Origin of the sequence: Paraburkholderia sp. EG286B (assembly GCF_040965655.1) — a bacterium.
GTDB lineage: Bacteria > Pseudomonadota > Gammaproteobacteria > Burkholderiales > Burkholderiaceae > Paraburkholderia.
Genome location: NZ_JBFRCF010000009.1, coordinates 289728 through 311987, shown reverse-complemented (window position 1 = coordinate 311987; position 22260 = coordinate 289728). Strand labels below are relative to the sequence as shown.

Sequence of the window (22260 nt, the reverse complement as noted above, 5' to 3'; positions counted from 1 at the left end):
GCGCCCACGTGCGCCGCCCCGTGTATGCCACCGTGCACCGACGCCCGCAGCGCATGACGTATCATCCCTCCTGTGCGAGCCAGAATCGCTGTTCGAGCGGCCGCTAGTGACCACCACGGCCATGAACCCGGCGCGACACCCTGCCCGTTTTGCAGATCCGGGCCGTGACGCCAGGGCGGTGATATCGAAGGCTCAAAAATGAAAACGCTGATTGGCGCGCTACACGAGCACGCGGCCCACGTGGTGAACCGCTTCTACGAGGAGCTGGGCCGCTTGCCCAAATCCCGCCGCATCCTCGAAATGCTCTCGGCTGCGGAACTCGCGCACCTCAAGGCGCGGCAGATCCAGAATCTCCTTGCCCTCGCCAGCCTCGGTCTGACCGCGCGCGAGCACGAGGACATGGCGCAGCGCATCGGCCGCATTCATGCCATCGTCGGGCTCGACAAGGAAGAACTCGTGCGCAGCCGCGGCATTCTTCAGGAGCTGCTCTACGCGGACGTCGGCCGAACCGTGAGCACGCAACAACTCTCGCTCTACGCGCGCCGCCTGACCACGGACCTCGCGTGGCAACTCAAGGCGTACCAGGCGGTCCAGGACTCGCAGCAGGAGGCGCTGTTGCGCATCACGCGTCTTGTGTGGGAGGCGGGTAGCTACACGAATTTCATCGACCAGGTGATCGCCGCGCTGGCGGCGCACGACGAAGTGAGCGCCTGCACCATCGGCCGTCCCGACGCAGCGGGCATTTTCCATTTCGAGGCCGGCGCGGGCGGCAAGACCGAAGGCGGCATGCTCAACGTGCTCGCCGCGCACGATCGGGAAATCAGCGTGCGCGCCGATCATCCGCAAGGGCAGGGCGCCATCGGGCGCGCGTGGCGCAACGGCAAGCCCGAGCGCGTCGTGAACTATCAGACCGATCCGCTCGTCGCGCCGTGGCGCGATCTCGCGGCGCGCGAGGGCGTGCGCTCTTCGGTGGCGATTCCGCTGGCCGCGCCCGGACAGCCGCCGCTCGCCGTGTTGAGTCTGTATAGCGCGTTGCCGGGCGGCTTCGTCGGGCCCGATCAGGTGGCCTTCGTCGATTTGCTGCAAACGTTGCTCGGCTGCGCCGCGATGCGTATCGCCGGCAACGACGGCCTGAGCGCCGCCGTGCCGGTGAGCGTGCGCCAGCATTGGGCGGCGCTCGTGCGCACCGGCGCGCTGGAAATGCACTATCAGCCGCTGCTCAGCCTCGCAACGGGCAGGGCGACCAAGGTCGAAGCGCTGGCGCGTCTGCGCGATGGCGAGCGCCTGCTCGTGCCCGACATGTTCCTCTCGGCGCTCTCCTCCGACGATCTGCTCGCGCTCTTCGCACGCGGCATCGAGCAGGCGCTTGCCGACCGCGAACGCTGGTACGCCCAGGGCCGCGACCTCGACGTCTCGATCAACCTGCCGCCGGCGGCGCTCAACGACATCCGCTATTTCGAGGCCACCCGCACCGCGCTGGCCGCGCACCGTTGCCCGGCTGCGCGGCTCACGCTGGAAGTTCTGGAGAACGAAGCACTGTCGCTGAGCCAGGGGCAGCGCGCCATTCTCGCGAAGTTCCGCGAGTTGGGTGTGCTGCTCGCGCAGGACGATCTCGGCGCCGGGCATAGCGGCCTCACGCGCCTGCGTGAATTGCCGTTCGACTGGATCAAGCTCGACCGCGAGATGGTGAAGGTGAGCGGCGGCGACGCGCTCAGTACGCTGCGCGTGATCTATCAGTTGACGCGCCTCGGCCATTCGCTGGGCAGGCGCGTGCTTGCGGAAGGCGTCGATACGCTCGACCTCCTTCGCGCGCTCGCCATTCTCGGCGTGGACGGCGCGCAGGGCTATGGCATCGCGAAGCCGATGGAAGGCACACGTCTCATCGAATGGCTCGACACGACGCCGGCCTTCGCCGCGACCGCGAACGTCGAAAGCGGCGCCGGAACGGAAGGCCTCCTGGCGCGGCTCGCCCGCTTCGTGAACTGGGAAGAGCGCATGCTCATGATCGCGGCGGTGCCCGAAGCGGCGCAACACCTCTTGCGCGCCTTGACGCGCGAAGAGGGCGAGGGCAGCAGCACGCCGCTCGCGCAGTCGCTGGCGGGCTTCGGCGATATTCTGCCGGCCGGCGCGCAACGCGATGCGCTGCACCGGGAGGTGGTCGGCGCGCTGCTGACCGAAGGCCCGAACAGCGAAGCCTGGCGCGTTGCGCTGAACGGGCTGATAGCGGCGGTAGCGGCGGCCGTGTAGCAGAGCGTTAGTCCTGCAACGCCAGCGCCACGTCGCTTTGGGTGGCCGACGACTGCTTGCGCTGCAGCACCGCGATGCACACGAGCGAAATGGCCGCGAGCGCGCTATAGAACAGCGCCAGCGGCCACCACTGACCCGGATAGTCATGCGCGAGCAGCGTGCCGACGAGGGGAGTGAGGCCGCCCGCGAGCGCCGCGCAACACTGGTAGGAGATCGAAATCGCCGAGTAGCGCACGCGCACCGGGAACGCATTCGTCATGAAGCCCGCCATCACCGCGTACGAGCTGCACATGCACATCACCGCAATCGCAATGCCGACCACGATGGCGATCGGCCGGCCGGTTGAGACGAGCACGAACATCGGGTAAGGCGAAATCATGGCCAGCGCGGCGGCCAGCACGAGGAAGCGACCGGCGCCCACGCGCTGGGCAAACCAGCCGGAAAAGAGCTGCGTAAAAAGCTGGATGAACGCGACGATGAACAGGCAATCCAGAATCAGCCCGCGGTCGAGCCCGAGCGTTTGGGTCGTGTAGTTGAGCATGAAGGTGTTGACGAACCACGCGCCCGCCACGCCGATCACATTCGCGCCGAGACACAGCAGCACGGCGCGCCACGAATCGCGCAGCACTTCGACGATCGGCGTCGCGGCGGTGCGGCGCTGCGTCCGGATCGCCTCGAATTCCGGCGACTCGCCCACGCCCGAGCGGATCAGCAGGCCCACCACGAGCAGCACCGCGCTCGCGATGAACGGCAAGCGCCAGCCCCAGGCAAAGAGTGCGTCCCGGCCGAGATGCGCGACGCTGCGAAACGCCAGCAGCGCGAGAATGAGGCCGGCCGGGCTGCCGAGTTGCGCAAACGAGGCGAGAAACGTGCGCTTTTCCTTGGGCGCATGCTCGCCGGCCATGAGCACTGCGCCGCCCCATTCGCCGCCGATCGCAATGCCTTGCGCCACGCGCAGCAGCACGAGGAGCGCTGGGGCGAGCGCGCCGGCGCTCGCATAGGTCGGCAAAAAGCCGATGCCCACGGTGCCGACGCCCATGATCGACAGCGTCGCGACGAGCGCCTTCTTGCGGCCGATACGGTCGCCCAGATGCCCGAACACGAGCCCGCCGAAGGGGCGCGCGAAGAAGCCCACGGCGAAGGTGCCGAACGAGGCGAGCGTGCTGTAGAACGGCTCGTGGGAGGGGAAGAAGAGCTTGCCGAAGATGAGCGCCGAAGCGGTGGCGTAGATATAAAAGTCGTACCACTCGATGGTGGTGCCGACAAAGGCGGCGAGCGAAGCGCGCGCGGGCTGGCGCGCAGGGGTAGTGCCGGGGCGGGTCATGCTTGTCTCCTGGATCGGGGTGAGCCGGCTTGGGCCGGTCTGTATTCCGTTGGGGTGGGATGGAACGCTAGGCGCTTGGCGTCGTTTCGGGATCCTTGACAATGCCGGCTTCGAAGAGCCGTTGCTGCATATCGGCGTCGATGCCTAGCGCATCCATCACGGCACGCGTGTCGGCGCCGAGCGCGGGCGGGCGCGTGCGATAGGTCGGCGGCGTGCGCGAGAGCTTCACGGGCGCGCCGGTGCCGCGATAGCCGTCCATCTCGACGATCATGCGGCGGTGCTGCGTGTGCGGATGCGCAGCCACGGCGTCGACGGTCTGCACGGGGCCGCACGGCACGCCGGCCCGGATCAGGTCGCGCGCGAGCGGCTCGCAGTCGTGCGCGGCAAGCCGCGCTTCGAGCGCGGCCTTGAGTTCCGGCCGATGCGCGCAGCGGCTGCGGTTGTCGGCGAAACGCGGGTCGTCGGCGAGGCCGGGCACGCCCAGGTGCGCACAGAGCTTCGCGAACTGGCGGTCGTTGCCCACCGCGAGGAAGATGGGCGCGCTACCCGTCGCGTAGCTGTCGTACGGCGCGATGTTCGGGTGCGCGTTGCCGCTGCGCTGCGGCGTGCGGCCATTGCCGAAATAGTTCGGCAGATGCGGATGCAGGAGCGACACGCCGCAATCGTAAAGCGCGATATCCACCGACTGCCCGAGGCCGCTATTTTCACGCTCGGCCAGCGCGAGCAGGATGCCGGCGAGCGCGTTTAGCCCCGTGACCATGTCCACGATCGGCAGGCCGATGCGCAGCGCGGGGCCGTCGTGCTCGCCGTTCACGCTCATCAGGCCCGCCATCGCTTGAATCGCGGCGTCGTAGCCGGGCAGGCCGCCGAGCGGGCCGTCCGGACCGAAGCCCGAAATTGCGCAGTGAATCAGGCGGGGAAAACGGGGACGCAGATCGCGCTCGTAGTCCATGCCCCAGCGCGCGAGCGTGCCCGGCTTGAAGTTTTCGACCAGCGCGTCCGCGCCTTCGAGCAGCCGCCACAGAATCGCGCGACCCTCTTCGCGCGAGAGGTCGACGGCGATGCCCTGCTTGTTGCGGTTCACGCCAACGTAGTACGACGCCGTATCGCCGACGAAGGGTGGGCCCCAGCCGCGCGTTTCGTCGCCGTCGGGCGGTTCGAGCTTGATGACTTCGGCGCCGTGATCGGCGAGCGCCTGGGTGCAGTACGGACCGCCCAGCACGCGGCTCAGATCGATCACGCGCAGGCCATGCAGCGCGCCGTTCACCGGGGTTGCTGCGGATCCCTGAGTTGTATTCATCGCGCGTCGCCTCGATGTGCCGGAATCAGTTGCATGGCTTGCTCGAGCGTCAACGCTCGTTCGTCCACGAGCGCACGCAGCGTCGCGGCGTTTTCGTCGCGTTCGTCGAGCGCGAGCGGGTCGCGCGGCAGCAGCTTGTGGCGCAAGAGCAGATGCGCGAAGGCGAGGCGCCGGTAATCCGCGGCGTCGTGCGAAATCTGCGCGGCTTCGCAGGCCATCAGGGCCGCCGTCGTGGCGTGATAGAGCGCGCTCGCGGCCTGGCGCACCGATTCGTCGCGGCCGCATTCGGCCACGCTCACGAGCGCAGCGCCCGCGCGGTCGAACACGTCGCGCAGGAGCGCGGTACTTGCTTCGGGCAGGCCGCTTTGCGCAAGCTCCGCGTGCACGTGCTGCGTGAGCGCCTCGAGCGCGCCTTCGCGCTTCGCCGCACGCGCGACGTCGAGCGCGACGATATTGCTCGTGCCTTCCCAGATCGAGCCGAGATGCGCGTCGCGCACGAGGCGCGGGTCGCTCCACTCCTCGATATAGCCCACGCCGCCGCGCACTTCCATGGCGTCGCCGGTGACGCGGCGCGCGTCGCGGCAGGCGCGGAACTTGATGAGCGGCGTGAGAACGCGCACGCACTTCGCCGCGAGCGCGTCGCCGGCATCGGCGCTCGCGAGCAGCGTGGCGATGCGCATGAACATCGAGCGCGCCTGTTCGGCGGGCAGCATCATCTTGAGCAATTGACGCTGCATCAGCGGCATTTCGATGAGCTTGCGGCCGAACGCTTCGCGGTTGCGCGCGACGTGCAGCGCCTCGGTCACGGCGCGGCGCATGAGGCCCGCCGCGCGCACGCCGTTCGACAGCCGCGACATGTTGATCATGTCCGCCATCTGATGAAAGCCGCGGCCCACCTCGCCGATCAGGTACGCCTGCGCGCCTTCGAGCACGATCTCGCCGCTCGCCATCGAGCGGCTGCCGAGCTTGTCCTTCAGGCGCACGATGCGATAGGCGTTGCGCGTGCCATCGGGGAGCGTCTTCGGCAGCAGGAACAGTGCGAGGCCCTTGATGCCGGGCGGCGCGTCGTCGGGGCGCGCCAGCACCATCGCGAGATCGGCGTCGGCGTTCGAGCAGAACCACTTGTCGCCGTAAAGACGCCACACGTCCTCGCCATTCGCGTCGCGCTCACGCGTGGCGCGCGTGGCGATGCGCGCCACGTCCGAACCCGCTGCCTGCTCGGTCATGAACATCGCGCCCTGGTAGAGCGTGTCGAAGTCCTGCGAGGCGAGCATCGGCAAGTAGCGCGCAACGAGGTCGGGCGAGCCGAAGCGGCGCAGCGTGCGCGTGAGCGAGTCGGTCATGCTCACCGGGCAGCACAGGCCGAATTCGGCCTGCACGAACAAAAACGTGAGCGCGTATTTGACGAGCGGCGCGGGCGCGTTCTCGCGATGGCTCATGGCCGCGAGGCCGAGCTCCGCGTAGGCGACACGTTCGAGCGCCACGTAGTCGGGATGCTTGTCGATGCGCTGGATCGCTTCGCCGCTGCGTGTGCGCGCCTCGAGCGCGGGCGGGTGCTTGTCGGCGACGAGCGCGAACGCGTCGAGTTCGTCGGAGGCGCGCTGGCCGAGTGCGACGAGCCGCGTTTCGAGCGCGCCGAATGCGGCATCGCCCAGATAGCTGCGCAAAAGGGGCGCGAAACCGGGGTCGCTTGTGTAGAAGTTGATGCCGCGGCTATCGGGGATGTTGGCCGAACCGCTTGCCGGGGCGGTCTGCGGGGCCTGTGCGGACTGGGTGGCGAAGGCGGGGCGATCGCTCATCGTGTGCTGTCTCCATGCTGTTTTGCTCTGCGATTCGGCGTAGCTTAGGCGCGGCTTCGATAACGGTCCAATACAACCGATGTCATGTACGATAAACGCCATCTATCGATAACACGCCGAAGGAGGCCGCCATGGAACTCAAGCAACTGCGCTATTTCGTGGCGGTAGCCGAAGAGCTGCACTTCGGGCGCGCGGCGCGCCGGCTCTTCATTTCGCAGCCGGCGCTGAGCTTCGACATCCGCAAGTTCGAGGAGCAGCTAGGCGTGCAACTGCTCGAACGCACCAACAAGGCCGTCGCGCTGACCAACGCGGGCAACGTGCTGCTCGAAGAGGCGCGGCGGCTGCTGGAGCAGGCCGACGAAGTGCGGCGCATCGCGGCGCGCTCCGCGCACGGGCTGGCGGGGCGGCTGCGCATCGGTTTCGTCAATTCGATGCTGTATCGCGGGCTGCCGGAGGCGGTGCGGCGTTTCGAGGCCGATCATCGCGCCGTGGAAGTGGTGCTGCGCGAGATGAACACGGCCGAGCAGGTGCAGGCGCTGCAGCGCCTGCAGATCGATCTCGGCTTTGCGCATTGGGGGCGCTTCCCGGCCGAGGTGCAATCGGAGCGGCTGTTTGCCGAGCCGTTTCTCTGCTGTCTGCCGGAAGGGCATAAGCTCGCGCGCAGGCGCCGTATCGAACTGGGCACGCTCGCGCGCGAACCGTTCATCCTGTTCCCGCGCTCGGTGTCGCCGCATTATCACGACCAGATCATCGCGACCTGCGTGGAGGCCGGATTCAGCCCGCAGATTCGCCATGAAGCGCGGCTCTGGCAGACCGTCGTGACGATGGTGGAGTTCGGCATGGGCGTCGCGCTCGTCCCCGCCGCGCTCGGGGCGGCGGGCGGCGGGCGCGTGGTATTCCGCCCATTGACCAGCAATCCTTATGAATCGCAGGTGCTAAGACTCGTGCGCAGTGGCGAGGCGAATGCGTTGGCGCAGGGGTTTGCGGACTACCTTGGGGATGGGAGGAAAGTTCTGCCCCTGACAAAGCCGTAAGCCAGGCAACGACTTTGCTGGGCAAATCTCATGCCTTCGTTGCGCTTTTCGCGGGCCTCGACAGCAGGAATCTTGCTGGCCCAGACCGGCAGCGGCCGTCCGTAAAGACAGATTTACGAACATGTGGCCGTTGTGTACTTTTCGGTCATCCGGGGCCTATGCTCATACACGCCTCATTCAAGCGTTTCTCGGCCAGGCCTCATCAAAATTCCAGGAGACATCAGTGCTGAGCCCTCACGAATTTGCGACGCTCATGTTGGTCAAGTCATCGCCTGACCAGATCGACATGGACCGCGAGGACCTCGACACGCTGCTCGAGCAACAGCTCGTGGCACTCGAGCGCCTGGCCACGGGTGGGCCCCGTCCGCGTGTGACGGAGGAAGGCGAATCCCTGCTGCAGGCCATGACGCGAAAACGTTGACCGGCACACGGTCGACGCGCCTTGTCGTGCCGCTTCCGGCATGACGTTCCAACAACGCGATGCTGCCAGCCGATGACCCGGCGGAAAGGCGCTCGCTCACGCCAATTCAATTCATTCAGGAGACGACCGATCATGCAAGTCCAGGAGATGGCTGCAAGCGCACAGCGTGTCAATCTCGATGTCGCCTATGGTCTGGCCGCCGCGATGGTCGAGGGCATCGGCAAGCTCGTCGAACTCAACGCGCAGTTCACGCGAGCGACGCTGAAAGAAGCGTTGGCGTTCGCGCAGAGCACGGTGGACAATCCGCAGGACTGGGTGACCCTTCAGGGCGCGCTCGGCGCCCCGCTGGCCGAGAGGGTCCAGTCTTATAACCGCGAGTTTCTCGGCATCATGTCGTCGGCGCAGGCCGAAGTGCTCAGAGCGGCTCAGGTGGAAGGGCAAGAATGTATGCAGCGGGCCCAGACGTTCTTCGACGAAGCGACCCGCAACGCGCCGGCTGGCTCCGACGCGGCGGTGGCGGCATTCAATTCCGCGATGACGGCGGCCAATACGCTGTACCAGACGCTAGGGAACACGGGGCAGCAGGCCGTCGAAGTCGCGCAAAGCAACTTCAACGTGGTGGTCGATGCGGCGTCGAAGAACGCGAGGCGTGCGCTTGCACCGGAACAGCAGGCGGCCAGGCGATAGCTGGCATGCGCGGTCGGCCGCGTAAGTCGGCTGCAATCTTGACTAGAATGGGAATAGCCGTCCGTGATGAAACGGTCGCGGGAGATGACATGGCAGGTTCCCAGCTCAATGGTGGCGCGCTCGAGAGGGAATTCGATCTTGCCCTGGAATTGCTCGAGGCAAGATCCGCCGTGCTCGAACGCGTCATACTCCGCTATTCGGCCGACTCTCCTCAGGCCAACGAGGCGCGCAAAGCCTGTGATCTCGCCAGGGTGGTCCTGCGTTCGTGTGAACTTCGGCTGCGAAGCCAGGGGATTGCACGGCAATTGACGCGTCGCCGTCTTGTCACCGTCGTGGTTTTCAGCAACTCCGATCTGTTCAGGAAATCGCTGACCGTATTGCTTCGCGCGGAAGGCTATCACGCGAACTCCGTAAGTACGCTCCAGGAGCTGGAGCGCGCCATCGAGGATCAGCAGCCCGCCGCGGTGATCATCTACCCGGAGCAGATGGCGTGGCGCGCCCCATTGTTCGTCGAGGAAGTGGTCAGCGTCGCGCCGCTGGTGCCGATCCTCATGCTGGCATGCGGCAGGCCGGCATCGATCACAGGGCCGTCTGCCTGCCCGGGTGTCCACAATATCGATACGGTCCACGAGTTGGTCGCGAGGCTGGACCAGGTGACGGCAAGCGGGCGCATTACCGAAAGCCTGCAGTCATAGGGCTTCCTCAACGCTTTCTCGAGCGCGTCGCCGTGTTCAACCACACGTCCCGATCTCACCGCACGCCGTGCAGAAGTCGCAGCCGTCCTTGCGGATCACCGCGTTCGCCCCGCACGACCCGCACTTGCGGCCGAGCATCGCGTGGGCAAACGCGTGCTGGGTATCGGCGGGCAGCGCGTTGTCGCCGTCGAGCACCTGGTCGCCGGGCTGATCCGCGCCGGCCCGCGCGTTGCCGGTGAATTGCGCGGCCAGTGCACCGTCACGCCGCTGCGCGAGCAGCCGCGACGGCACCTGCCGCCCCTCGGCATCGAGAAAGCCGCGCCGGTGCAGGATCTGCTGGATCGCGTAGGCGATGGCCGCGACCTCGGAGTCGTGCCACAGCGGAATGCGCCGGCCGTCCAGACGCTGCGTCTCGCCGTAGCGCACCTGGCCGCGATCCCACGACACCTTGCGCAAGTCCTGCAGATTGCGCGCGACGAAGCCGCCGCGCGCCGCGAGCGAGAGCGAACGCATGGTCGCCGTGATCCATTGCTGCTGCTCGTCGCGCTGGCCCACGGGGATGAAGAATTCGATGGGCCGCTCGATCGTCACCGCTTCGCCGCCCACCTGGCCCGTCACTTCGAGAAACGACACCGCCACGTAGAGCGAGACCTTGCCCGTCTGCGTGATGTATTCGATCTTCTCGATCACGGCCGGCAGCTCGCCCTTGGGCCGATGGTCGATCGCCACGCGCAGCGGGTCGAGCAGGGCGTCGCCGAGCGCATCGTCGGCCGTTGCCGCCGCTTCGGGAGGCAGCGTTTGCAGCACCGCGCCGAGCGTCTCGTTCGGGCGGTAGGTCGCGAGTCCCTTGAGGCCGCGCCGCCATGCGTCGAGATAGAGGTTTTCGAAGTCCTCGAACGGATAGTCGGCGGGCACGTTGACGGTCTTCGAGATCGACGTGTCGACGTACGGCTGCACGGCCGCCATCATCGCCACGTGTTCCTGTGCGCTCATTTCCAGCGCGCTCACGAAGTACGCGGGCAGTGCGCTCACGTCGCCGCCCAGTTCGCGGAACACACGCCACGCGTGGTCTTCGACGTTGAACGTTTCGCGGCTGCCGTCGGCCATGCGGCGCGTGCGCTGGTAGGTCCACGAGAACGCGGGCTCGATGCCGTTCGAGACGTTGTCGGCGAACGCGAGGCTCACCGTGCCCGTGGGCGCGATGGACAGCAGATGGCTGTTGCGGATGCCGTGCGCGCGGATCTCGCCCTTGAGGTCATCGGGCAGGCGCGAGGCGAAGGTGCCTTCTTCGAGGTACGTCCTCGCGTCGAAAAGCGGAAACGCGCCGCGCTCGCGCGCGAGTTCGACGGAGGCGCGATAGGCGGCGTCGCGCATCGTGCGCCCCACGCGCGCGCCGAATTCGCAGCCTTCGGGCGAGTTGTAGCGGATGCCGAGCATCACGAGCGTGTCGCCGAGTCCCGTGAAGCCCACGCCGATACGCCGCTTGGCCGCCGCCTCCGCCTGCTGCTCGGGCAGCGGCCAGAGCGTCGCGTCGAGCACGTCGTCGAGAAAGCGCACCTGGGTGCCCGTGCGAACGGCGAGTTGATTCCAGTCGAAATCTGCCTTGCCGCCGCGCATCTGCGCGAACGGGTCGATCACGAAGCGGGTGAGGTCGAGCGGTCCGAGGTTGCAGCAACCGTACGCGGGCAGCGGCTGCTCGCCGCACGGGTTGGTCGCGCGGATCGATTCGAGCGCGCGCAGGTTGTTGTCCTCGTTCATGCGCGAGATGAACACCACGCCCGGCTCGGCCACGTCGTAGGTCGAGCGCATGATCGCGTCCCACAGCGCGCGGGCGCGCGTCTCGGCGTAGACCCACAGGCCGTCGTCGCGGCGCCGCAGGTCGCCCGAGGCGCGCAGCGCGGGCGAGGGCTCGGCGCGATGCACGAGCTGCCAGGGCGCGTCGTTTTCCACGGCGCGCATGAATTCGTCGGTCACCGCGACCGAGACGTTGAAGTTGTTCCAGCGCCCCTTCGAATGCTTGGCCTCGATGAATTCGGGCAGGTCGGGGTGATCGCAGTCGAGCACGGCCATCTGCGCGCCGCGCCGGGCGCCCGCGCTTTCCACGGTGCGGCACGAGGCGTCGAACACGTCGATGTAGCTGCACGGCCCCGATGCGCTCGATCCCGTCGAATGCACGAACGCGCCGCGCGGCCGGATCGCCGAGAAGTTGTAGCCCACGCCGCCGCCGCGCCGCATGGTCTCGGCGGCCTGCAGCAGCGCGACGTAGATGCCGGGGCGGCCTTCGGCGTCCATGCCCTGGATGCTGTCGCCGACCGGCTGCACGAAGCAGTTGATCAGCGTGGCTTCGATGCCGGCGCCCGCCGCGCTCATGATCCGCCCCGCGCCCAGCGCGCCGTTGCGCAGATTGTCGACGAAACGCGCCTCGACCTCGGCGCGCAGCGCGGGCGGCTCGACCTGCGCGACGCCGCGCGCGACGCGGCGGTAGACGTCGTCGGCGGTTTGCTCGTCGCCTTTGGCGTACTTCTCGAGCATCACGTCGAGCGAGAACTGCTGCGGGGGAAACGGGAGCGGGGGCGTGTTTTCTGCCATGGCCGGGCCTCGCGAAGCGCCGCGCGGGAGGCGGCGGTTGAAGGGCGTTGGAAGGGCGGCGGCTGCGCCGCGACCGTTCAACCTTACCCCAGCGGCGCGCGGCGTGCACGGCGACGCGAGCACGCATGCGGCGGCGCCGGAGCCTGCCGGCGTCGCGGCGCACGAGGCGGGTCTGCGGTTACACTGCTCCCGCTTGCATGCGGGCACCGAATGTGGAGACGCGAGGGGAGACTGGATGACGAACGAAACGGCGCCCGTGGTCTACCGCGACACGGTGCGCGCGGAGTGGGTCGATTACAACGGCCATCTGCGCGACGCGTTCTACATGCTGATCTACAGCTACGCGACCGACGCGCTCCTCGACGCCATCGGGCTCGACGCGGCGGCGCGCGAGGCGCGCGGGCGGTCGATGTACACGCTGGAGGCGCACCTGAACTATCTCCGCGAGATCAAGGAGGGTGCGCCGGTGCGCGTCGACGTCCGGGTGATCGAGCACGACGCGAAACGCGTGCGCCTGTATCTGGAGATGTTCGCGGGCGATTTTGACGAAGCGGGCGGCTCGCCCGTCTCGGCGAGCGAGCAGTTGCTCTTGCACGTGGACCGCTCGGGCCCGCACGCGGCGGCCTTCGACGCCGATGTGCTCGGGCGCGTGGCGGCGTTGTGCGCCGCCTCGGCGGGCTTCGCGCCGCGGCATGCCGCGCGGGCTATCTCGCTCGCGCCTCGTTGAGGCCGCGGGCGACGTCGCCGCGCTTACTTCGGCAGTTCTGCGCCGATGAGGGCGCCGAACACTTCGGCGGCGATCATGACGGAGGCGTTGAGCGGTGCGGGACGTTCGGCCGGCTTGAACACGGCGTCACCGCGGCGGATCTTGCGGCGCGACACGGCGCAGGTGCCCGAAGAATGCGCCGAGCGGCGGCGCCAGCGCTGTTCGCCATAATGGCAGCGACCGGGTTCGACCCAGCGGATCACCAGCGCCGTATCCGTCTGCTCGAGTATTTCGATGCGCTCACCGTTGGCTCCGTCAAGCGAGAGGCACGCTTTTTTCTTCATTGTCGGCTCCGTAAGTGTGGTGCCGCGAATGTAGTCCCGCGCGCTGACAAGTGCCATTCTGTCGCCGTTGAAACACTATTCCATTATCAGCAACAATCATCCTGCGACACGTTGCGATTCACGAAGGAATGGGGGTTTGCGGCGGATTGGGGGTCGACATCTCGAATTTGTGCAACGCACTGTTGTACGTGGCGCGACATCGAGTGGCCCGAAAACGGGCGCCTGAATGGCGTTCCAGGGTGGGGACGGAACGGTTGGCGCGGATCGGGATCTGAGGAAAGACTGGCCCGGCCGGATTGATTGCTGCACCGCGCTGGCTGGTGGCACCGCACCTGCGCAGCCACGAAACCGGGCCCCTGTTTTTGAATTTTCACGAGGTTACATGATTCATCGTCCGCCTGCTCCGAACTCCGCAAACGAGCAGAAAATCCAGCGCGCCGCCTCCGCGGTGCTGTACGCCACGCTCGTCCTGCTGGCACTGTGGATCGTGCGCGAGTTCGTGCCCGCCGTGGCCTGGGCGAGCGTCTTTGCCATCGTCCTGTGGCCCGCCTATCAGGCGATCGAGCGCCGCGCCCCGTTCAAGGGCCGCAAGACGCTGATCGCCACGCTGCTCACGGCCGCGATCGGCCTGCTCGTGCTCCTGCCGATCGCCGTCACGGCCATTCAGGCCGGCGGCGAGGCTCACGAGCTTTACCTCTGGCTGCGCGACGCCCAGGAGAACGGCGTGCCGGTGCCCGACTTCGTCGCGCATCTGCCGGTCGGCAGCCGCCAGGTGAGCGACTGGTGGCAGGCCAATCTCGCCCAGCCGCTCAAGGCGTCCCCGGCGATGAAGAACCTGCACGGCGACACCATCGCCACGTTCGGCCGCCACTTCGGTGCGCGCGCCGCCCACGCCACGATGACGTTCGGCTTCATGCTCGTCACGCTGTTCGTGATCTTCCGGGCGGGTCCGCGACTCTCGGCGACGGTGATGCGCGGTGCGCGCCGTGCCTTCGGCGCCGACGGCGCGCAACTCCTGCAGCGCATGGCTGCCGCCGTGCGCGCCACGGTCACGGGGCTCGTGGTCGTGGGGCTGGGCGAGGGCGTGCTGCTGACCGCCGCCTATATCGCGACCGGCGTGCCGCATGCAGCGCTGCTGGGCACGGTCACCGCCATCGCGGCTATGCTGCCGTTTTGCGCACCGATCGTGTTCGGCGGCGCGGCGCTGTGGCTCGTCATCCAGGGTTCGCTGATCGCGGCGGCTGCGCTCGCGGTATGGGGCTTCGTGGTGGTGTTCGTCGCCGAGCATTTCGTGCGGCCGGTGCTGATCGGCAATTCCACGCGTCTGCCGTTTCTGCTCGTGCTGTTCGGCATTCTGGGCGGGGCGACGACCTTCGGGCTGATCGGCATCTTCATCGGCCCGGCGCTCATGACCGTGCTGATGGTGCTTTGGGTGAACTGGGCGGAGTAACGCTCGGTTACGCTCATGGCGCGGCGAGGTCCGCCGCGCGCCTCGCTCAGCGGAAGCACCCGAGCGTGTACTTGAGCGCCGCCGGCAGCAGTTCGCGCCACACGGGCCACACGTGGCCGCCATCGACGATGCGCAGTGCCGCCGTATTGCCCGCCTCGCGCAGCCGCGTATAGAGCAGCGACGACTCGGCCTGGATCACGAGGTCGTCGTCGCCGGCGGCGATGAAGAACGGCACGCGCCGGGGTTGCGCGAAATACGGCTTCCAGAGCGCCGGATAGTTGAGCGTGCGCCAGATCTGCGCATCGAACTGATGATCGCCGAACACGCCCACGTGACGCGCCGCCGAACTGGGCGGCGGGTCGCCCGCATAGACCGCCGGGGAAAGCAGCAGCGCGCCGCAGAACATGTCGGGGTGCTCCAGCGTATAGCGCAGCGCGCCGAACCCGCCCATCGAAACGCCGCCGATCGCGCGGCCGTCGCGCGCGTCGTCCACCGCGAAGTGCGACTCGATCTCGGGCAGCAGATCCTGGAAGAACGCCGTCTCCATCCGCTCCTTGCGGTCGACGTACCAGTCGGTGCCGCCCTGCGGCATCACGATCACTACGGGCGGGATTTCGTGACGGGCGATCAGCGTGTCGGCGGTGGTCTGGAGCTGGCCATGCGTGACCCAGTCCATGGGCTCGCCGTTGTTGCCATGCAGAAGATAGAGCACCGGGTAGCGGCCCTGGTCGGCGCGATAGCCGTTCGGCAGGTATACCACGTAGGCCCACTCGCGGTTGAGCGCCTCGGCGTGGAACGTGCGGACCACGATCGTGCTCGCCGCGGCAGGCGCCGCTGGCGTGACGAACGCCGCGCAGGAGAGGGCGAGCGGGAGCAGCGCGGTGCGAAGGAGTCTGCGCATGGCAGGGACATCGAGGGCGGTGGCGCGCCGGCGGCGCGGGGTCATCATGCTAGCAGCCGCTCGTGCGCGCCGGAAGCGTGATCGGTGTGCGGGCGCGCAGTGCATGGCCTGCGCGCCGCGTCGTTTCAGGCGGAAGCTTTGGCGCGCGAAGGCAGCAGCCGCTTGAGCGGGTCGGACGCACGTGCGACGAGCAGCAGCGCGGTGATCGCCACGGCGTCGGCGCAGAGGCCGAGCGGCACGTTCAGGTAGCCGTCGGTGTACCAGTAGAGCACCGAGTCGACCGTGAGCGAAATCACGGCGCCGGCCACGAACGAGAGCATGCCCTTGCGGCCGACGAGGCCCACCCAGGGCAGCGCATGCGCCACGCGCTTCGCCCAGCCGAGGCGGATGACATGCGCCGTGAGCCACGCGATGCCAAGGAAGTTGAGCACGCGAAACCAGGCGAGGTTGCGCTTGAAGTCGCCGTCGAGCGCGACGTTGCCGAGTTGCAGGCGATAGATCGCGGCGCCCGCCACGACAGCGAGTGCGGCGAGGGTCACGAGCGTGCCGAGACGGTGCGCGCTCACGCGCTGGAACACGGGTTGCGCCTGCGCGATCACGCCGAGCACGAACATCAGCTGCCAGCCGAACGGGTTGAAGTCCCATTGCACGTCTTCGACGTGCGGCAGCCACGGCGCCAGGTGCGGCGCGACGCCCCACAGCGCAAGGCTCACGGCCAGCAGCAGCCACGGCCGCGTGCGCGCGAGCGGCAAGGCGAGCGGGGCGGCGAGGGCGAACCAGGCGTACATCGGCAGCACGCCGGCCAGATACGGCTGGCGGCGCAGCAGCACGATGTCGCGCAGTGCTGCGGCAGGCGCGAGCGTGAGATCGTCGAGATCGGTGGTGGCGAGGTTGGGCGCGTCGACGTTGCAGGCCACGAGAATCGCGGTGACGAGCAGCATCAACAGCGCCGTCACGACGAACGCGCGGTAGATCTCGAACGCGCGTTTGATGAAGCGCTGTCGCGCCGCGGCCTCGGTGCGGCGTGCGCACAGCGTGGCCCACGCGGTGGCCGTGGCGAAGCCGCCGAGGAAGACGAACACCTCGGCCGCGTCGCACAGCGCGTAGGCGTGCAGCGTGACGCGCGAGACGATGCTGCCGCCAATGTGATCGACGACGATGATGAGCAGGACGAGGCCGCGGAAGAAATCGAGTTCGACTAGACGGTTGGATGACTTTGGCATGTTGGGGCAGCGGGCCGGGCCGGTATGGGGCGCTTGAAGCAGCCGGTGATGCGAAACGGGCCGGGCGGGCAGAGGCTGGGAGTACCTGGCTGGAAAAATCGGGAAATCGGGAATTCGGGCGAAGTTCGCGGGGCGCCTGGCGCCGGGAACCGTGACGTGGCCACCGCGGCGGCCGCACGACAAACGCAGGAAAAGACCTGAAGAATACGCGAGGGTTCCCGCCGCATGCGGGTTTACGTTGACGCCGCCGATATTAGCGCAATTTCAAATGCCTTTCAGTGGGCGCCGCCAGTGCGCCCTTCAAGTTTCCGGTACGTGTGCCGATAAGTCAGGGGAAAGGGCACGATCATGCCGGCGCGGCGAACGCCGCCCTGACGCGGGTTTGGGCAGTTTCTTCTGGCCCCTTGCCGATGTTTTTATCGAGCAAGAATTCGGCTAATTAACATTTGTTTCAAAGTGTTCTCCCTGGGCTGATTTCGTGGAGTTGCGCTTTACAATGCCGGATCGAATTTGAGATGGCACGCTCGTTCGTTAATGGAGCGATCGCGTGCGTTGAATGTTTATGGTTCGAGATGCAGTCGGTTTGGATGCAGATCGAAGCAGCCCGGCGCAGGCGAGCCGGAGCGCCACGGGGGCGGGAGCGCGGCATACGCAGCAGACCGTCCCGGGCATCCACTCGCTGCATCGCACGGCTGCAAGCACCGCAGGAGAGAGCAATGATGAAAGACGATCGTATCGGCCAGCGCGGTCTCAAGGGGTTCTGGGCCGTGTTGGGGCTGGCAGCCCTGCTGGGCGGCTGCGCCGACATGAACCAGCAGCAACCGCAACAACAACCGCAGCCCGACCCGGCGGCGGCGGCCCCGGCCTCCGACGCAGCGAGCGCCGACGCCAGCGCCGCACAACAGGCGGCGAGTGCGCCCGTCACGCGCGTCGTGACGAAAACGACTTACGTGCGCGTGCGCCGCGGCGACACGCTGCAGCGCATCGCGCAAAAGCACAGTGTGTCGGTCAAGGATCTGGCCGCCTGGAATCACCTGAAGCCGAACGGTCACCTGCGCGCAGGCCAGTCGATCAAGCTGGTTTCGAAGCAGACGATCACCGTCCAGGTGGCCGCGCCGCAAGCTGGCGGCGCAACGGCGAACGCCAACGCGAACGCCGCGGGAAACCGCCAGGTCGCCGCCGAAGTGGCGCGCCACGCGAACAGCGTCGCGCTCGTGTGGCCGGCGCATGGCCGTGTGATCGAACCGTTCGCGCCGGGCACGACGCGCGGCATCGAGATCGCGGGCAAGGCCGGCGATCCCGTGATCGCTGCCGCCGACGGCAAGGTCATGTACGCGGGCACGGGCCTGAACGAATACGGCAGCCTGATCATCGTCCAGCACAACAAGGACTTCCTCACGGCTTACTCGCACAACCGCCGTCTGCTCGTGAAGACCGGCGACACGGTGCACCAGGGCCAGCAGATCGCCGAGATGGGCAGCGAGAACAACGACCGCGTGGCGGTGCTGTTCGAGGTACGCCGCGATGGCAAGCCGGTGGACCCGATGCCGTATTTGCCTTCTTCTCCGCAGGGCTGAGCGCGGCAAGAACAACAAAACCGCCCTGACACATTGCAACGTCAGGGCGGTTTTTTCATTACCGCAAACCGCGTACTTCTTGAAACCGCGCCTTAAAACGCGTCGCCCGGCACCCGCACCCAGCCTTCCATCAGCACGCGTGCGCTGCGGCTCATGATGGCCTTCGTGACCGTCCATTCGCCGTTTTCCTGACGCGCCTCGGCGCCCACGCGCAGCGTGCCCGACGGATGCCCGAAGCGCACCGCGCTGCGCTCGCCGCCGCCCGCCGCGAGATTCACGAGCGTGCCCGGAATGGCCGCCGCGGTGCCGATCGCCACGGCCGCCGTGCCCATCATCGCGTGGTGGAGCTTGCCCATCGACATGGCGCGCACCAGCAGATCCACGTCGCCGGCTTCCACCCGCTTGCCGCTCGACGCCGTATAGCCCACCGGCTTCGCCACGAAGGCGATTTTCGGCGTGTGCTGGCGCGTGGCGATCTCGTCGAGATGCTTGATGAGTCCCATGCGCAGCGCACCGTGCGCGCGGATCGTCTCGAACTTCTCGAGCGCCTGCGCGTCGCCGTTGATCGCGTCCTGCAATTCCGTGCCCGTGTAGCCGATGGCCTCGGCGTTCACGAAGATCGTCGGAATGCCCGCATTGATCATCGTGGCCTTGAGCGTGCCCACGCCCGGCACTTCGAGGTCGTCCACGAGATTGCCGGTGGGGAACATCGCGCCGCCCGCGCCTTCTTCCTCGGCGGCCGGGTCGAGGAATTCGAGCTGCACTTCGGCGGCGGGGAAGGTCACGCCGTCCAGTTCGAAGTCGCCCGTCTCCTGCACGTGGCCGTTCGTCATCGGCACGTGCGCGATGATGGTCTTGCCGATGTTGGCCTGCCAGATGCGCACGGTCGCCACGCCGTTGTCGGGCACGCGGCTCGGGTCGACGAGGCCGCCGCTGATCGCGAACGGGCCCACGGCGGCGGAGAGATTGCCGCAGTTGCCGCTCCAGTCCACGAAGGCCTTGTCGATGGCGACCTGGCCGAACAGGTAGTCGACGTCGTGATCGGGCTTGCTGCTTTTGGCCAGGATCACGGTCTTGCTCGTGCTCGACGTCGCGCCGCCCATGCCGTCGATCTGCTTGCCGTACGGGTCGGGGCTGCCGATCACGCGCATGAGCAGCTTGTCGCGCGCCACGCCCGGCTGCTGCGCCGAAGCGGGCAGATCCTGGAGGCGGAAGAACACGCCTTTGCTGGTGCCGCCGCGAATGTAAGTGGCGGGAATCTTGATCTGAGGTACGTGTGCCATGTGTTGTCCTGAAACGAAGGGCGGCGCGCGCGTGAGCGCTGCGCCGCCCGTCTCCCGTTTATGCCGCTGCCTGTGACGATTCGAGGAAGTCCTGCGCGAAACGCTGCAGCACGCCGCCTGCTTCGTAGATCGACACTTCTTCGGCCGTATCGAGCCGGCAGGTGACCGGCACTTCCACGCGCTCGCCGTTGCGGCGTTCGATCACGAGCGTGAGGTCGGCGCGCGGCGTGCGCTCGCCGATCACATCATAGGTTTCGGTACCGTCAATGCCGAGCGTCGTGCGATTCGTGCCCGCCTTGAACTCCAGCGGCAGCACGCCCATGCCGATCAGGTTCGTGCGGTGAATGCGCTCGAAGCCTTCCGCCACGATCACTTCCACACCCGCGAGACGCACGCCCTTGGCCGCCCAGTCGCGCGACGAGCCCTGGCCGTAATCCGCACCCGCAACGATGATGAGCGGCTGCTTGCGTTCCATGTAGGTTTCGATGGCTTCCCACATGCGCGTGACCTTGCCTTCCGGCTCGACGCGCGCGAGCGACCCCTTCTTCACGGCGCCGTCCACCACGGCCATCTCGTTGATGAGCGTGGGGTTCGCGAAGGTTGCGCGCTGCGCCGTGAGGTGGTCGCCGCGGTGCGTCGCGTACGAGTTGAAGTCCTCTTCGGGCAGGCCCATTTTCGCGAGGTACTCGCCCGCTGCGCTGTCCAGCAGGATCGCGTTGGAAGGCGAGAGGTGGTCGGTCGTGATGTTGTCGCCGAGCACGGCGAGCGGGCGCAGGCCCTTGAGCGTGCGCTCGCCGGCCAGCGCGCCTTCCCAGTACGGCGGGCGGCGGATGTAGGTGCTTTGCGCGCGCCAGTCGTAGAGCGGGTCGGTCGTTTCACCTGTTACCGCGGTGGCCGCGAACATCGGTTCGTACACCTTGCGGAACTGCTCGGGCTTCACGCTCTTCGCGACGATGGCGTCGATCTCTTCGTCGCTCGGCCAGAGGTCCTTGAGGTACACGGGCTTGCCGTCCTTGTCCGTGCCGAGCGAGTCCTGTTCGATGTCGAAGCGGATCGTGCCCGCAATCGCGTAGGCGACGACGAGCGGCGGCGAGGCGAGGAACGCCTGCTTTGCATACGGGTGAATGCGGCCGTCGAAGTTGCGGTTGCCCGAGAGCACAGCGGTTGCGTACAGGTCGCGGTCGATGATTTCCTGCTGGATCTTCGGGTCGAGCGCGCCCGACATGCCGTTACACGTGGTGCATGCAAACGCGACGATGCCGAAGCCGAGCTTTTCCAGATCGGGCAGCAGGTTGGCTGCTTCGAGGTAAAGCTCGACGGCCTTCGATCCCGGCGCGAGCGAACTCTTCACCCACGGCTTGCGCGTGAGACCGCGCGCGTTCGCGTTGCGCGCGAGCAGCGCGGCGGCGATCACGTTGCGCGGGTTGCTCGTGTTCGTGCAGCTCGTGATGGCGGCGATGATGACCGCGCCATCGGGCATCTGGCCCGGCGTTTCTTCCCACTTGCCCGCGATGCCGCGCTCGGCGAGAGCGGAGGTGGGCAGACGCTTGTGCGGATTCGACGGGCCGGCCATGTTGCGCACGACGCTCGAAAGATCGAACGTCAGCGTGCGCTCGTATTGCGCGTTAGCGAGCGTGTCGGCCCACAGGCCAGCGGTCTTCGCGTAGGTTTCGACGAGCTTGACCTGCTCTTCCTCGCGGCCCGTGAGGCGCAGATAGTCGAGCGTCTGATCGTCGATGAAGAACATCGCGGCCGTGGCGCCATACTCGGGCGCCATGTTCGAAATCGTGGCGCGGTCGCCGAGCGTGAGGCTCGATGCGCCAACGCCGCGGAACTCCAGGTACGCGCCCACCACCTTTTCCTTGCGCAGGAACTCGGTGAGGGCGAGCACGATGTCGGTAGCGGTAATGCCGGGCTGGCGCTTGCCCGTGAGTTCCACGCCGACGATATCGGGCAGGCGCATCCACGAGGCGCGGCCGAGCATGACGTTCTCGGCTTCGAGGCCGCCCACGCCGATGGCGATCACGCCGAGCGCGTCGACGTGCGGCGTGTGGCTGTCGGTGCCGACGCAGGTGTCGGGGAACGCCACGCCGTCACGCGCCTGGATCACGGGCGACATTTTCTCCAGATTGATCTGGTGCATGATGCCGTTGCCCGGAGGAATCACGTCGACGTTCTTGAACGCCTTCTTCGTCCAGTTGATGAAGTCGAAGCGGTCTTCGTTACGGCGATCTTCGATCGCGCGGTTCTTGTTGAACGCGTCCGGGTCGAAGCCGCCGCATTCCACGGCGAGCGAGTGGTCGACGATCAACTGCACCGGCACGACCGGATTCACCTTGGCGGGGTCGCCGCCCTGGTCGGCAATGGCGTCGCGCAGGCCGGCGAGATCGACGAGCGCGGTCTGCCCGAGGATGTCGTGGCAGACCACGCGCGCGGGGAACCACGGAAAATCGAGGTCGCGCTTGCGTTCGATCAGCTGCGTCAGCGAGGCGGCGAGCGTGGCCGGGGCGCAGCGGCGCACGAGGTTTTCGGCGAGCACGCGCGAGGTGTACGGCAGCGTGGCGTAGGCGCCGGGCTGGATGGCCTCGACGGCTTCGCGCGCGTCGAAGTAATCGAGCCGGGTGCCCGGGAGGGACTTGCGGTAGGCGGTATTCACGGCTTGGGGACCAAATGTGTTGTG

At 67.3% G+C, this 22260-nt stretch carries 17 protein-coding genes; 8 read left to right on the top strand and 9 right to left on the bottom strand.

All coding sequences use genetic code 11. From position 1 onward, the window contains the following. Positions 1-198 precede the first annotated feature (198 nt). The gene (locus AB4Y42_RS21590; RefSeq protein WP_368695282.1) at positions 199-2247 is read left to right on the top strand and encodes an EAL domain-containing protein; all 2049 of its coding nucleotides are present in this window, start codon (positions 199-201) and stop codon (positions 2245-2247) included. Positions 2248-2254: 7 nt separating this feature from the next. Here the strand turns inward: AB4Y42_RS21590 and AB4Y42_RS21585 are convergent, their stop codons facing one another. From AB4Y42_RS21585 to AB4Y42_RS21575, 3 genes are all read right to left on the bottom strand, one after another. After that, a complete protein-coding gene (locus AB4Y42_RS21585; RefSeq protein ID WP_368695281.1) occupies positions 2255-3571 on the bottom strand; it encodes an MFS transporter in 1317 nt (438 codons plus the stop codon). Between the two features lie 67 nt (positions 3572-3638). Continuing rightward, positions 3639-4871, bottom strand: a complete 1233-nt coding sequence (locus tag AB4Y42_RS21580) for a CaiB/BaiF CoA transferase family protein (RefSeq protein ID WP_368695280.1) — start codon at positions 4869-4871, stop codon at positions 3639-3641. Further along, positions 4868-6670: an acyl-CoA dehydrogenase family protein gene (locus AB4Y42_RS21575; RefSeq protein ID WP_368695279.1), complete on the bottom strand. Its 1803-nt coding sequence runs from the start codon at positions 6668-6670 to the stop codon at positions 4868-4870. Before AB4Y42_RS21575 ends, AB4Y42_RS21580 begins: the two co-directional genes overlap by 4 nt. A gap of 131 nt (positions 6671-6801) precedes the next feature. Between AB4Y42_RS21575 and AB4Y42_RS21570 the strand changes: the two genes are divergently transcribed. The 4 genes from AB4Y42_RS21570 (at position 6802) to AB4Y42_RS21555 (ending at position 9507) form a co-directional block, all read left to right on the top strand. Continuing rightward, positions 6802-7704, top strand: a complete 903-nt coding sequence (locus AB4Y42_RS21570) for a LysR family transcriptional regulator (protein ID WP_368689639.1) — start codon at positions 6802-6804, stop codon at positions 7702-7704. A gap of 223 nt (positions 7705-7927) precedes the next feature. Beyond that, entirely contained in the window at positions 7928-8125 is a 198-nt protein-coding gene (locus tag AB4Y42_RS21565; protein ID WP_368695278.1) for a hypothetical protein, read from the top strand. A gap of 132 nt (positions 8126-8257) precedes the next feature. Beyond that, positions 8258-8812, top strand: coding sequence for a TIGR01841 family phasin (gene phaP / locus AB4Y42_RS21560; protein ID WP_368695277.1), 555 nt, complete (start codon positions 8258-8260; stop codon positions 8810-8812). 89 nt (positions 8813-8901) lie between these two features. After that, a complete protein-coding gene (locus tag AB4Y42_RS21555; protein WP_368695276.1) occupies positions 8902-9507 on the top strand; it encodes a hypothetical protein in 606 nt (201 codons plus the stop codon). Positions 9508-9543: 36 nt separating this feature from the next. On the opposite strand, the gene AB4Y42_RS21550 is transcribed toward AB4Y42_RS21555, so the two are convergent. Further along, positions 9544-12096, bottom strand: a complete 2553-nt coding sequence (locus AB4Y42_RS21550; protein WP_368695275.1) for an adenosylcobalamin-dependent ribonucleoside-diphosphate reductase — start codon at positions 12094-12096, stop codon at positions 9544-9546. Between the two features lie 235 nt (positions 12097-12331). On the opposite strand from AB4Y42_RS21550, the gene AB4Y42_RS21545 reads away from it, so the two are divergent. Next, the gene (locus tag AB4Y42_RS21545; RefSeq protein ID WP_368695274.1) at positions 12332-12823 is read left to right on the top strand and encodes a thioesterase family protein; all 492 of its coding nucleotides are present in this window, start codon (positions 12332-12334) and stop codon (positions 12821-12823) included. Positions 12824-12846: 23 nt separating this feature from the next. Here the strand turns inward: AB4Y42_RS21545 and AB4Y42_RS21540 are convergent, their stop codons facing one another. After that, on the bottom strand, positions 12847-13146 hold the full coding sequence (locus AB4Y42_RS21540; RefSeq protein ID WP_069266348.1) for a DUF3331 domain-containing protein: 300 nt from the start codon (positions 13144-13146) through the stop codon (positions 12847-12849). 382 nt (positions 13147-13528) lie between these two features. Here AB4Y42_RS21540 and AB4Y42_RS21535 point away from each other — a divergent pair, with 382 nt between their 5' ends. Next, on the top strand, positions 13529-14596 hold the full coding sequence (locus tag AB4Y42_RS21535) for an AI-2E family transporter (protein ID WP_368695273.1): 1068 nt from the start codon (positions 13529-13531) through the stop codon (positions 14594-14596). Positions 14597-14642: 46 nt separating this feature from the next. Here the strand turns inward: AB4Y42_RS21535 and AB4Y42_RS21530 are convergent, their stop codons facing one another. Beyond that, a complete protein-coding gene (locus tag AB4Y42_RS21530) occupies positions 14643-15497 on the bottom strand; it encodes an alpha/beta hydrolase (RefSeq protein WP_368695272.1) in 855 nt (284 codons plus the stop codon). A 125-nt stretch (positions 15498-15622) separates the two neighbouring features. Continuing rightward, the gene (locus tag AB4Y42_RS21525) at positions 15623-16720 is read right to left on the bottom strand and encodes an OpgC domain-containing protein (RefSeq protein ID WP_324148630.1); all 1098 of its coding nucleotides are present in this window, start codon (positions 16718-16720) and stop codon (positions 15623-15625) included. Between the two features lie 716 nt (positions 16721-17436). On the opposite strand from AB4Y42_RS21525, the gene AB4Y42_RS21520 reads away from it, so the two are divergent. Continuing rightward, on the top strand, positions 17437-18297 hold the full coding sequence (locus tag AB4Y42_RS21520) for a peptidoglycan DD-metalloendopeptidase family protein (RefSeq protein ID WP_368695271.1): 861 nt from the start codon (positions 17437-17439) through the stop codon (positions 18295-18297). 92 nt (positions 18298-18389) lie between these two features. Here AB4Y42_RS21520 and prpF read toward each other — a convergent pair whose 3' ends face one another. After that, positions 18390-19580 (bottom strand): 2-methylaconitate cis-trans isomerase PrpF, encoded by a 1191-nt coding sequence (gene prpF / locus AB4Y42_RS21515; protein WP_368695270.1) that lies wholly within the window; start codon positions 19578-19580, stop codon positions 18390-18392. 58 nt (positions 19581-19638) lie between these two features. Further along, a complete protein-coding gene (gene acnD, locus AB4Y42_RS21510) occupies positions 19639-22236 on the bottom strand; it encodes a Fe/S-dependent 2-methylisocitrate dehydratase AcnD (RefSeq protein WP_368695269.1) in 2598 nt (865 codons plus the stop codon). Positions 22237-22260: the final 24 nt, after the last annotated feature.

Coding starts and splice junctions, on each gene's coding strand:
- AB4Y42_RS21590 (WP_368695282.1), top strand. CDS start 199: ATGAAAACGCTGATTGGCGCGCTACACGAGCACGCGGCCCACGTGGTG.
- AB4Y42_RS21585 (WP_368695281.1), bottom strand. CDS start 3,571: ATGACCCGCCCCGGCACTACCCCTGCGCGCCAGCCCGCGCGCGCTTCG.
- AB4Y42_RS21580 (WP_368695280.1), bottom strand. CDS start 4,871: ATGAATACAACTCAGGGATCCGCAGCAACCCCGGTGAACGGCGCGCTG.
- AB4Y42_RS21575 (WP_368695279.1), bottom strand. CDS start 6,670: ATGAGCGATCGCCCCGCCTTCGCCACCCAGTCCGCACAGGCCCCGCAG.
- AB4Y42_RS21570 (WP_368689639.1), top strand. CDS start 6,802: ATGGAACTCAAGCAACTGCGCTATTTCGTGGCGGTAGCCGAAGAGCTG.
- phaP (WP_368695277.1), top strand. CDS start 8,258: ATGCAAGTCCAGGAGATGGCTGCAAGCGCACAGCGTGTCAATCTCGAT.
- AB4Y42_RS21555 (WP_368695276.1), top strand. CDS start 8,902: ATGGCAGGTTCCCAGCTCAATGGTGGCGCGCTCGAGAGGGAATTCGAT.
- AB4Y42_RS21550 (WP_368695275.1), bottom strand. CDS start 12,096: ATGGCAGAAAACACGCCCCCGCTCCCGTTTCCCCCGCAGCAGTTCTCG.
- AB4Y42_RS21545 (WP_368695274.1), top strand. CDS start 12,332: ATGACGAACGAAACGGCGCCCGTGGTCTACCGCGACACGGTGCGCGCG.
- AB4Y42_RS21540 (WP_069266348.1), bottom strand. CDS start 13,146: ATGAAGAAAAAAGCGTGCCTCTCGCTTGACGGAGCCAACGGTGAGCGC.
- AB4Y42_RS21535 (WP_368695273.1), top strand. CDS start 13,529: ATGATTCATCGTCCGCCTGCTCCGAACTCCGCAAACGAGCAGAAAATC.
- AB4Y42_RS21530 (WP_368695272.1), bottom strand. CDS start 15,497: ATGCGCAGACTCCTTCGCACCGCGCTGCTCCCGCTCGCCCTCTCCTGC.
- AB4Y42_RS21525 (WP_324148630.1), bottom strand. CDS start 16,720: ATGCCAAAGTCATCCAACCGTCTAGTCGAACTCGATTTCTTCCGCGGC.
- AB4Y42_RS21520 (WP_368695271.1), top strand. CDS start 17,437: ATGATGAAAGACGATCGTATCGGCCAGCGCGGTCTCAAGGGGTTCTGG.
- prpF (WP_368695270.1), bottom strand. CDS start 19,580: ATGGCACACGTACCTCAGATCAAGATTCCCGCCACTTACATTCGCGGC.